This window comes from Marinimicrobium sp. UBA4509, assembly GCF_002388575.1.
In the GTDB taxonomy this organism is placed as follows: Bacteria; Pseudomonadota; Gammaproteobacteria; order Pseudomonadales; family Cellvibrionaceae; genus Marinimicrobium; species Marinimicrobium koreense.
This window is the reverse complement of sequence record NZ_DGMV01000082.1, coordinates 62,569-74,941: the sequence shown is the minus strand read 5'-3', so window position 1 is coordinate 74,941 and position 12,373 is coordinate 62,569. Positions and strand designations below refer to the sequence as shown.

Annotated in this window: 3 protein-coding genes; all 3 read left to right on the top strand. The window is 58.9% G+C overall.

Annotated elements, in window-relative coordinates:
• Window positions 1–11: 11 nt before the first annotated feature.
• Complete coding sequence (locus B3520_RS15215; protein WP_286876389.1) at window positions 12–8,645, top strand: beta strand repeat-containing protein; 8,634 nt, start codon at window positions 12–14, stop codon at window positions 8,643–8,645.
• A gap of 47 nt (window positions 8,646–8,692) precedes the next feature.
• The gene (locus B3520_RS15210) at window positions 8,693–10,561 is read left to right on the top strand and encodes a ShlB/FhaC/HecB family hemolysin secretion/activation protein (protein WP_286805037.1); all 1,869 of its coding nucleotides are present in this window, start codon (window positions 8,693–8,695) and stop codon (window positions 10,559–10,561) included.
• A 130-nt stretch (window positions 10,562–10,691) separates the two neighbouring features.
• A partial coding sequence (locus B3520_RS15205) for a glycoside hydrolase family 9 protein (protein WP_286876388.1) occupies window positions 10,692–12,373 on the top strand: 1,682 nt, incomplete at its 3' end.

Genomic DNA, 12,373 nt, shown 5'->3' with positions numbered 1-12,373 from the left:
CTGATCGGTTCATGCTGCTCGAGAGTGCCTTTTTCGCCGGTGAGATCGACGGCGGGTCTGATGCAGGCAACACTCTATCGGTCAATGGCGGGACCAATCACTGGTACCTGGACCACTCGGCGGCCGATAGGGCGGCCGTACAGGAAGGGGGTGATACCCGGGTCGAAGCCTTTCGTGGTATTCAAACACTGGAAGGAGCGGGAGCGGACACTTTTTACGGACGCGACCAGGGTACCGACTGGGAGCTTACCGCGGGTATGACCTTGGCGGATAACCAATGGAACCTGAACGAAGTCGAAGCGGAGGGTCTTAAGAATCTGACACTGTCGGGTATGGCTTCGCTGGTGGGCGGGTCAGCCGAGGACAGCTTCACACTTATGGCCGGAACTGCGTTTTACGGCACTCTGGATGGAGGCCTCACGGCGAGTAACACGCTCAGTCTGGCCAGTGATGATAATCTCTGGACCGTCACGCACTTTGGCGATAATGGCGCGACCGGTTCTGTGGTCGATCGAATCAATCAGTTCATATCATTCGGTACGCTGTCCGGTGGTGGTGGAGATGTACTTGCCGCACCTGACGTCACCAATGTGTGGACGTTGGAAGGCGCTGGTTCGGGCACTCTGGCCCCCGTTGGTGATCCCGATGATGCCATTCAGTTTGATGGTATGGCAGCCCTGGTCGGCGGCGTCAGTGCCGATACCTTTACTGCTTCAGGCGATACCCTCTTTGAGGGAGTGATTGATGGTGGTGCTGGCGCTAATGACACGCTGAATCTTGAAGGCCTGACGCAAGCCGTCACCGTGGGGATGCTGACACCGGACAACCAGGCGTCAGGTTGGGCGGCCCGGACTGACGACGATATCACCATCCGCAATATCGAAACCTTGACGGCGGCCGAGGCTGGCAATGACGTTGCCGGTGGTACCGGCAATCAGCTTCTGGGGCCCCTGTCGGGCTATTACCTGTGGACTCTGACCGGCGAAAATGCCGGCACTGTTCAGCCCACTTCGGGCGAGTCCCAGCCCAATAACAGCGCTGATCGCGTACTGGATTTTTCCGGCTTCGCTTATCTGGTGGGTGGAGAGGACAGCGACTTCCGCTTTGACGGCGGAGATGCCGTGGGCGGAATAACCGGTGGTAGCGGCGATACTTGGCTGGATTATTCACTGGCGATCGGAGACCTGTGCGTCAACCTGCTTGCGGGCAGTGAAGCCTGCGATGGTCCTCTGTTGGATAACATCGATGGGGTGATCGGTAACAGCAGCTCTGGCTTCAACAGTCAGTTGCGGGCCAATGGCAATGAGGATTACGTCTGGCGAATTCACAATAATGGACACAGCCGTGCTGATGGGATCAATGACGGGGCCTTCGAATACGACGGGGACGACGTCGAATTCATTGACTTCAATCAGCTGGTGGGTGGTGCCAGTGTGGATACCTTCCTGTTTGAAAGTGGAGGAAGACTGACCGGCTATGTTGATGGCCGGGCCGGCAGTGACATCGTTGATACCCGGCAATCTGGTGCCGCCGTGGCGTTTCGGCTCAGGGAGCAGGCTCCAGACGGCACCAGTGGTTCACCCTTATGGCTCAAGGGTATGGAAACCATTCGGGCCCACACTGATCGTGAGAATCTGTTGATCGGCCCGGACCTCCAAAGTGACTGGATAATTGATCGGGCCAATGGTGGTCGTCTGGTAGCCGAGGGTCAGACGGTCAGCTTCACGGGCATCCAGACCCTTTGGGGTGGCTCGAATCAAGATGAGTTCATCTTGGTACGAAATGGCGGGCAGACCGGCTCCGTAACCGGCGGCGTTAATGGTGGCGTAGGCACAGATACTCTGACCATTGGCAGCGCCGATGGCGAAGCAATCGACTGGACGGTGGACGGTTTTGCCGCAGGCAGTGCCGATCGGGCTGGTACCTTCACGGGTATCGAGGTTTTGGCCGGAGGTCAGGGGGATGATCGCGTTACCTTGACCGGCGCTCAGGCCTGGGTGCAAAGCATCGCCGCCGGCGCCGGTACCAACACGCTCACCTACGATGTCGAGCCTAACGACGTGAACGCTGCGACCTGGGCTTTTAGTGGGCCTAACAATGGTTCGGTTACCTTGGGTGAAGCGGAAGACGGCATCAACTTTACCGCCATCAGTGTGCTGACGGGTTCGGGCGCGGATACTCTGCAAGGCACCGGTAACCCCAGCGAGTGGATCATTTCCGGCGCGCATGAGGGCACCCTGGAAACGTCGGTGTCGGGTGACGAGCAACGGCTTGATTTTGCCGGCATGAGCACTCTCTCGGGTGGAAGCGGCAACAATACCCTGACCTCCAGCGGTGCCAACACCTGGGTGCTGACCGACACGGGGGCCGGCAGCCTCAATGAGGTTCTGAATTTCAGTGGTATGGATGAATTGGTCGGTGATGGCGAGAACAACTCCCTGCAGGGTCCGAACCGAGATAACTATTGGCTCCTGACCGGTTCGGATCAGGGTGTAGTTTCTGCTGCGAGCGGAGATGCAGCCAGCCCCGCCGTGGATGGAACCGCCACTGACTTTGTCGGCATGACGACATTGGTTGGTGGACAAGAGGGCGACCAGTTTGTGGCGTCAGCCACGGGAGCTCTGTTCTCCGGTCTGCTCAACGGAGGTGAGCCCGTCGGTCAAGTGGATGATCGAGACAGTGTCGACCTGAGCCAACGTTCGTCAAACGAGCGGATCACCGTGGGAATGGGGGATGCCCTGGATGTCGATGTGAGCATCGTCAATATCGAAACCCTCACAGCCAACCCTGATGCCAATAGCGGGAATCAGGGACACATTCTGAAAGGTCCTCAAGAGGGTACCTATCAGTGGGTTATTACCGACATTAACACCGGTAAGGTGTTCCCCGAAAACAACGAGCGGACCGACACCATCCTGGCCTTTCATGACTTTGCTTTTCTGGAAGGCAGCGAGAACAATGTGTTTGCCTTCGAAGGCGGAGACCTGACCGGCGGAGTCACCGGTGGCAGTGGCTCCAACTTCCTGGATTACTCCAGTAGCGACGGGGATATCTGCATCGCCCTTTTGGACGGTGTGTCCGGGTGCGATAGCATGGCTATGGAGGGGATCAACGGCATTATCGGCAATCACACCGATAACGGGTCACCCAACAGTACGTTACGCGTGGTGGGTGACGGCGATTACACCTGGAGTGTTCAGAAACTTGACGAGCTGGCCTCCAGCGATGGCATCAATGACGGCATCTTTGATGTCGGCGGCGACAATGAAATCCGTTTTATCGACTTCAATCATCTGGTGGGCAGTGACGGCAATAACCGGTTCGAGTTTGTCGGCTCCGGCGAGATCACCGGTTCAGTGGACGGCGGCGCCACTCGCGGGACTGGCCGCAATGTGATCGATACCACTGGCTCTGATTATGGTTTTGCCTTCTGGCAGTCAACGCCGTCGGGGTCAGGCGAGACGGACACCGCTTTGAGGGTACAGAACATTCAAACGCTGAGCGCACGCAACGACCGGCATAATGTGCTTCACGGTGTTGACAGCGAGGCTACCTGGACGGTCACCGGCACGGACTCGGGCTACCTGGGTAACGATTCGCTTCGCTTCGAGGGGGTTCAACATCTGAAGGGCGGTTCTGCAAGGGATACCTTTGTGGTGAACACCGGGGGACTAATCACCGGCGCCATCGACGGTGGCGGAAACGATGACACCCTTGAGGTAGCGAGTGAAGGTGACGACTCGGTTTACTGGCGGGTCAGCGGGAAAGATCAGGGCTCGGTTGAGGATCGTGTTGCGTCCTTTACGGGCCTGTCCGACCTTCTTGGCGGTGAAGGCGATGATCGCTTTACCCTGACATCGGCGGCACAGGTCTCCGGCATCGACGGTGGTAACGGCGACAATGGATTGGCGTATCAACTTTCCGATAGCGAAACTGCCGAGCAGGCGGCCCAGTGGCGGCTGACCGGTCAGTATGACGGCGAGATTGAAACGGCGAATGGCAGGATCAGTGGCTTTGAAAACATTCACTCACTGGCTGGTTCCGGTCACGATACTCTGACCGGCGACAATGTGGCGACGCGTTGGCTGATCAGTCATTCGGATGGCGGTTCGGTGGGGGCGGAATCCACGGTAAGCCAACACTATATGGCCTTTGAAGGCATGGCCACGCTTGTGGGCAATACCCAAGCGGATCACTTCTCGATTCTCGACAGCGGCAACGACTTCAGCGGTGTGTTGAAAGGCGGTGCCAGTGGCAATAATCGTCTCAGCGCAAATCAACACAATAACGCCTGGGCTCTGAGCGGTGCTGGCCGTGGAACGCTCAATGAATCAATTGTATTCGAGGCAATCCAGACGCTGGTCGGCGGTGGTGAGGGCAACACCTTGAGAGGGCCCAACCGGGATAACCGTTGGTTATTGACGGAGGCAAGGCGCGGCACGGTATCCGAACAGGGCATCAGTGGCACCAGTACCGAGTTTGTCGGGATGGAAACCCTGGAGGGCGGCGCTCGCAATGATCTGTTCGTAGCGGGCGGCGCACTGACGGTCGGCCAGTTGGCCAGCTTTGAACAGCTAAGCGGCGGAGCTCAATCTGAGGGAGGCGTCGATGCGTTGGATCTTACCGCCCTGTCTGACAATGGGCCCGTCTCGGTCGGACTCGGTGGCCTCAACGACGTCGACATTCAGGTCGCCGGAATCGAACAGGTTGATGCCCAGGGCGCTGGCAATCGCCTGTACGGTGCCTCCGATGCGGCCTACTCCTGGGTGGTTAATGCGCTCAATGCCGGGCAGGTCTCCCCAACCGCATCCGGCGCGAGTGACGCGGGTGTCACATTCACGGGTTTCACTGAGCTGACCGGCGGCACCCATAGCGATACCTTTGCATTGCTGGGCACCGGCAATGTGGACGGTACTATTGAAGGCGGCGATGGCGATGGTATCGATCTGGTGGACTATTCCAATCAGGCCGGCGATGTCGTGGTCACCGTGGGCGATATCGATTCGGATATTCTCGGCATTGAGGGCGTGGTCGGAAAAAGTGGCGCCGTTGCCAGCGACACCACCAGTACCTTGAAAGTTGCAGGCGGAGTGACGGATTCAGTGGCCTGGACCATCCAGCGATTGGCCGATCTGCCTAACAGCGATGGCGTAAACGACGGAGAGGTGGCCATCGACAATCACCAGCCGTTCTATTTTATTGACTTCAATGTGCTGGAAGGTGGTGACGGGCAGGATGCGTTTGTTCTGCAGAACGAAGGCCAGCTGGTCGGTCAGATCAATGGGCGGGGCGATTTCAATACGGTATCCACTCAGGAAGCGGAGCTGGCGCACCGGTTTACGGTGGGCGATCGCGAGAACAACGAAACCCGGTTGGTCAATATCGACTCGTTGACCGCCAGCCTGGATCGCGACCATCAACTGGTCGGTACCGGCGAGGGAAACACCTGGCGTTTACAGGAGCGCGGTGCGGGTGAACTCGAAGGACAATTGAGCTTTCGGGGTATCGATCATCTGGTGGGTGGAAACGGTACTGACAATTTCATTTTTTCGGGCGATGGTCTGGTCAGTCGCATCGAGGGGCGCGGCGCTCTGGCAGACAATATCCTCAATATCGAGAACACCGCCGAGCCGCTGCTGATCTCCCTGGACCTCAACAACCAGGGCGCTGATGTTCGTGTCAGCGGCGTTGGTAGCCTGGTTGGCAACCGCGACATCAATCACCGGCTTCAGGGCGAAGACCGATCCAACACCTGGGTGATCGATGGTCAGGACAGCGGTTCGCTCAATGGTGATATCCGTTTCGCCGGCTTTGTCGACCTGCTCGGCAATAGCAAGACGGATCGTTTCGAACTGCATGGTATCGGAGCCGTGAGCGGCGCAATTGACGGCGCGGGTGGTGAAGACACCCTCGATCTGTTTGAGCTGGCCGACGATCGAAAACTCAAGTTGGCGGTGGAATCTCCGTCCTCAGAGGACGCACCGACGGCTGATCTGCAGGTGTTCAATATCGATACCCTGGCGGCACCTACGGCCGCCGGTCATACCCTGATCGGGCGCGCGGACGAAAACCTCTGGGTGCTGGACGGCGAGAATCGGGGCACACTCGGTGACCTCAATTTCACGGGAGTGGCCAATCTGATCGGCGGTAATGGCACCGATGTCGTCGAGTTTCTGTCGGGCGGGTCGTTGCAGGGCTATATCGATGGTCGCGACGGCGACAACACCGTGGACATGTCCGAGGTCAACCGGCTCGTGGCTGTGACAGTGGGGGAAGCCCGCGGAGACCTGCGCAACATCACCCATTTCATCGGGAACAATACCAAAACCACCTTGACTTCTCTGCACGCCGACAACAGCTGGCGGCTTGATCGGGGCGAAAACGCCGGTACGCTCAACACCCGCCTGAGTTTCGAGGGCGTTACCGACCTGATTGGAGGCGAGGGCGTTGATACGTTCCGTCTCGACGGCGGTGGCGTGACCGGCCTGATTGACGGTGCTTCCGGCAATGACCAGTTTCTGATGAACCTGCCCACCGGTGTCGAAGGCAATCAGCGTCTGAGCGGCGGCGCAGGCGATGATGAGTTGCGGGTGTCCGGCGGTGATGCGAATTATCAGGTGACCTACAGCACGCGCACTGGTGGTGAGGAACAGCTTCGCTACACTGCCGGCAATGGCAAGGTCTTCGGTGTCGAGTTTTCGCAGCTGGCGCAGGTGCAGGACAATGTGCTGGCCGATGTGTTGACTATCAACACCCGCCTGAATCCGGATCGGGTCGTAATAGAAGACAATCGCGTCCAGGTCAGTGATCTGGCGCAGCTCAATTACACCAACAAAACCAACCTCACTCTCGCCGCCAATACCGACGATGTGGTGGATCTGGTCGGTGCCCTGTCCGTGCCCGGGCGCCTGGAAATTCGCAACGCCCGGGTAACCCAGAGTGCGGACGAGGCCTTGTCCGCACGCGAGCTGCGTCTGGTCTCGGTCAGCGAGTTTGGCTCCGTCGAGAGCCCAATCGAGACCGGGATTGAAACCCTGATGGCGGATGTCGGCACCGGTGGCCTGGCGCTGCGTAATAGCGAAGCCCTGGTATTGAAAGAACTGCGCAGCCTGGGGCGTGCGCAGGTGACGGCTCGAGGCAATCTTACCAGCGACGCGGATCTTTCCGTCGCGGGTGTCACTCACTTTGCGTCCGAGCAGGCGGGTATCTATCTGGATGGCGGCAACCGTTTCAGCAATACCGTTCATCTTGATGCCGCCCAGGACATTGAGCTGCATCATCAACGCGAGTTGTTGTTGGGCGACGTGCAGGCACAGACTTTCGGGCTCAATAATCGCGGTGATGTTGCTCAGAGTAATGGTGCCTGGACGGTCGACCTTCTGGATCTGTCCGTTGATGGAAACCTGCAGGCCATGAACGAGAACAACCGCATTCAGGGCCTGCGTGCGGACCAGGTGGGGGATCTGACGCTGGACAGTCGTGAGGTATTGCGTCTGGATAGCATCGACAGCGACGGTCAGGTGCGGATTGGTAGTCGGGGCCTGTCGGTTGAAAACCGGCTCAGCGCCGAAAGCCTGAATCTCGATGCACAAAACGGTAGCCTGACTATCAATCATTCAATTACCGCAAACGATATTCAGCTTGCCGGTGAGCGGGTCGCGCAGGACGCCGAGGTGATCAGTGGTGGCGCCCTGAGCATTAACGCCAAGGACGCTATTGAACAGAATGCTCGATTGGCTGCGGTGGCGGATATTCAGTTGGACGCCGGCGGTGAGTTGACCATGAGCCGCTCGGCGCGCACCGAAACCCGATCCGGCAACATTGAGTACGCCGCTGGCGACAATCTGACCATCAGTTACCTCGACAACCCTGAGGGCACCATTGCGCTGCGCAGTGGCCGGCGCATTGAATCCGCACTGGAAGCGCAGACGACCGGCGTGATTGCTCAGCGAATCGAACTGGCGGCCATCGAGGGCATTGGTGCCGGACAGACCATCGCGCTTGATACCCGTGAACTGCACGCCACCAATAACCGGGGCCGGATCGATCTGGGCAATACCGGGGACGTGCGGATCGATCGCCTGGCCAACAATGACGATATTGTGTTTTTCAACGAAGGGACGGTGACCCTGGATAACCGGGAGGGGCCGGTATTTGATCGTTCCGCCGAGGGTGCCATTGAGGCCGGCGGCGTGGTGAATGCCAACTACTATGTCGGTACCGTTCGTTTTACGGTCGCGGAGGGCAGCCTGCTGGGACTGGGCGGCATCAATGTGAACAAGCCGGACCTGGTCGGCCGGCGAGGCCTTTTTGTCGTGAGTGGCGATATCGGGTCGGTGGCCCGGCCGCTGGTCATGTACTTCAAGGACTCGCTGGTTCTGCAGGGTATTCGGAGCTGGCAGCCTGTCTGGGGTTTTGGCCAGATACCGGAAACATTCGAAAACAACTCGGCCATTCAGTTCAGCAATCAGGAGCTGACCAGTGCCGGTGAACAGATGGTAGAAGTGGAAAGCCTGGAAGACATTGACCCCGCCATTTTCACCGCAGTACGCAACTACAGTTTCGACGAAGTCTCGATTCTTATGCCACCGGATCAGCGCTACGGCAATGAGGAGGAAGACGAGGAACGGTATTCCGCGTACTGAGTGTGTTCAATCATAACGACCAAAAAACAGGGATTAAAGGACGTTTCATGAGTGCCGTATCAACAGCTCTGAAAGTGGTGGGTCTGGCCTGCCTGGGCTTCGCCACCACGCCATGCCTGGCGGGCAGTTTTCTGGAAATGCCGGATACCACCGAGGTGCCGGATCTGGAAGAGCAGAGTCTGCGTCTGGATCTGGATGTGCCCCCCGTGCGTGACCGCAGCCCCGACCCCCAGGCAGGCCCCCGGCTGAACGTGCGCGAATTTCGCGTGCAGGGTCTGGTGGAATACCCGGAACTGGGCATTACCCGGGCCGAAGTGATGGAGAAAGTCGAAGCGTTGCGCTTCGATATGATGGATGAGGATGCCATGCTGGAATCGGGCTATACGCTCGATGAGCTGGCATCGCTATCGGATCTGATTGCGGAAATCGAAGAAGACACCAAGGATCGCCACGTCGGCCCGCTGGAAGTACAGCGCGTGGTGTTCCATGTGCGTGAGCAGCGGCGGCAACGGGGCATTACTCTGGGCATGATTGAAACCGTCGCCGATACCATCACCCGGTATTATCGCGAGCGGGGCTTCATTCTAGCCAAAGCCTATATTCCCGAACAGCGGGTGCGCGACGGCGTGGTCAACCTCACCGTGCTGATGGGCAATCTTGGCGAGGTACGGGTGGAGAACAATGACCACTATCGGGACCGTACCCTGGCCCGGGTGTTCGATGGCGTGCTGGATAAACCGGTAAAAGCGGGCGTCATTGAAGAGCGCCTGTTTTTTGTCAACGATTTGCCAGGTGTGCGGGCGCGCGGCTTCTTTGAGCCCGGTCAACAGGTGGGCGATTCGCGCATGGTCCTGAATGTCACCGACGAGCGTCGGCTCGATGCCAACCTGCGCATCGATAACCACGGCTCGGAATCCTCCGGCGAGTATCGATTGTACGGCGATGTCTATTGGCACAATCCACTGGGTATTGGCGATCAGCTGCAGGTCGGGGTGCTCAACTCCTACGAGCCGGATAACTCCCTGTATGGCATGTTCCGCTACCGGGTGCCCGCCTACTTTCCGCGCCTGAAGTTTTCGGTGGGCGCCTCCAGCAATGACTTTGTGGTCGGACAGTCGAGTTCCGATGATATTGATGCATTGAATATTGAAGGTCGTTCAGAGGTGCTCGACGCGGCGCTGGACTATCAACTGCGTCGCACCCGTCTGAAGAACCGGTCGGTACACTTGCGCTGGGCGGAAATCGGCTCGGAAATGGACTTTGTCAACTCGGCGTTGGTGCGGCACAGCGTTGTTCGCAATCTGACGCTGGAGTACCGCTTCGATCGCCTGGATGAAGAGCGACGCTTGCTGCACCAAGGGGGCCTGAGCGTTACCCGAAGCGAATTCAGCAAGGTGGACCCGATGGATGAGCAGTTGCCTCAGACGCCGACTCTGGTGAATTTGGACTATACCCTGCTCGGCTTCTGGCGGTTACCCTTCACCGAGCTGGGGACCCGGGTGATCAGCCGCACCTCATTGCAGTACTCGGGAGAGGCGCTTTCGTCGGTGAATCAGTTCTCTCTGTCCGGCCCGCGCAAGGCGCGCGCTTTTGCCCTCAATGCCTATTTTGCGGACGACGGTGTACACACCGGTGTCGACTGGATTTTCCCCGGTTTCGGGCCACTGAAAGACGCGCTGCAGCCCATGCTGTTTGCCGACTATGGCTACGGGCAGCGCTATGCGATCCTGGAGGGGGATGAGGACACCGAGGGGGAGTTCAGCAATATTGGTCTCGGTTTTCGGATCAACGTAGCCGGGGTGCGCGGCTCGCTCACCCTGGCCCAGCCCCTCGCGGCCCGCAATACGGCGCTGGAGGATGATAGCGATATTGAGGACGACGTCCGGGCCTACTTCGATCTCCAGTATAGTTTTTAGATGTCGTAGACCACTTAACATTCGAAAAAAGGTGTCGGTTGGGGTATGGTTACCCTCAAGTAGATGGTCATATTGAATATAAGGGCCTTCTGCGATTCCACGATAACGAGGGGTAACCATGATAAAGAGAGTGAAGTCCTTATTCAGACCCGTGGCGGTCGGGCTATGCGCCGCCGCGCTGGTCACGGCCTGCGCGACCCAGCCCGGCAGCGACACCCTGACGCTCAACGAGCGTGATTACTTCGAACGCCCCGGCGTCAACGTCTTGGCGTTCGCCAACCCACCCGGCGGCCTGTTCTTCGACGCCAAAACCAGTGGTGTGGAAATCATCCACCACGGTGAACGCACCGCCACCAACGGCGATGTGCGCCTGCTGCCCACCCCCGAACAGTGGGATGGTATGGGCCAATTGGTCGAGCGCCGGGTCATTCGGGACAGCCAGCGGGTGGAAACCCAGTTGGCCTACCCGGAGCACGACTTTGAATACACCGTGGTGACCGAAGCGCAGGGCGATAAAGTCCTGATGCGAGTGTTGCTGGATGAGCCGCTGCCCGCCGCTCTGGAAGGCAAGGCTGGCCTGAACATGGAATTTGTCCCGGCGGCCTATTTCGGTAAGGGTTACCTGGCCGATGGCGTGGCCGGCACTTTCCCGCGCCACCCCGCCGGCCCGATGATCGTCAAAGATGGCCTCACCGAGTCCACCCCCTTTGCTCAGGGGCAGCACCTGGTACTGGCGCCGGAAGACCCCAAACGCACCGTAAGTATCCGTAACCTGCGCGATGAGCGCGAACTGATGCTCTACGACGGTCGCAACAAGGCCCAGAACGGCTGGTACGTGGTGCGCAGCCTGCTGCCCGCCGGCGAATCCGGTGTGGTGGCCGAGTGGGAACTGGATATCAACGGCATCCCCGGCTGGACCCGGGATCCGGTCATCAGTTATTCCCAACTGGGCTATCATCCGGCGCAGAACAAGCGTGCCATCATTGAGCTGGACGCCAACGCTCAGCCCGAGGGTTCGGCGCGTCTGCTGCGGGTCAAGGACAGCGGCGATACTGAGGTGGTCAAGCAGGGTACCCCGGAGACCTGGGGCGACTACCTGCGCTACCAGTATCTGACCTTCGATTTCTCCGATGTCACCGAGCCCGGCCTTTACCAGTTGGCCTATGGCGACCAGACCACGCTGCCTTTCCCGATCGACGATAAGGTGCATGAGAACACCTGGCAGTTGACCCTGGATGTCTTCTTCCCGGTGCAGATGGACCATATGAAAGTGCGCGAAGCCTACCGGGTCTGGCACGGTGCCTCGCACCTGGACGATGCCCTGCAGGCACCGCCCAACTACGAGCACTTTGACCTCTTTGCCCACGATGAAAATACCGATACCGACTTCGAGCCCTTCGAGCATATTCCGGGCCTGAACTACGGCGGTTGGTACGACGCCGGTGACTACGATATCCGCACCCAGTCCCAGTACTTCACCGTGCAGCATCTGGTGCACACCTGGGAGCAGTTCGGTATCGATCGGGATAACACCACCGTGCTGCAGGACAAGCGCTACGCGGAAATCCATCGTCCCGACGGCAAGTCCGACATTCTCCAGCAGATCGAGCACGGCACCCTGGCGCTGATTGCCCAGCACCGGGCCATCGGGCACGCCATTCCGGGCATTGTCGCCTCGCACCTGTACCAGTATCCGCACCTGGGTGACGGTTCCACCAAAACCGACAACAAGGTCTATGACCCGGCGCTGGATCCGCATGCCGACGAACGCGGTGTGGGCGAGATGTACGAGCCATCCACCATTGATCCGAC

What these genes read in the sequence shown, in the direction of transcription:
- B3520_RS15215 (WP_286876389.1), top strand. Translation starts at nt 12, where the DNA reads ATGCTGCTCGAGAGTGCCTTTTTCGCCGGTGAGATCGACGGCGGGTCT.
- B3520_RS15210 (WP_286805037.1), top strand. Translation starts at nt 8,693, where the DNA reads ATGAGTGCCGTATCAACAGCTCTGAAAGTGGTGGGTCTGGCCTGCCTG.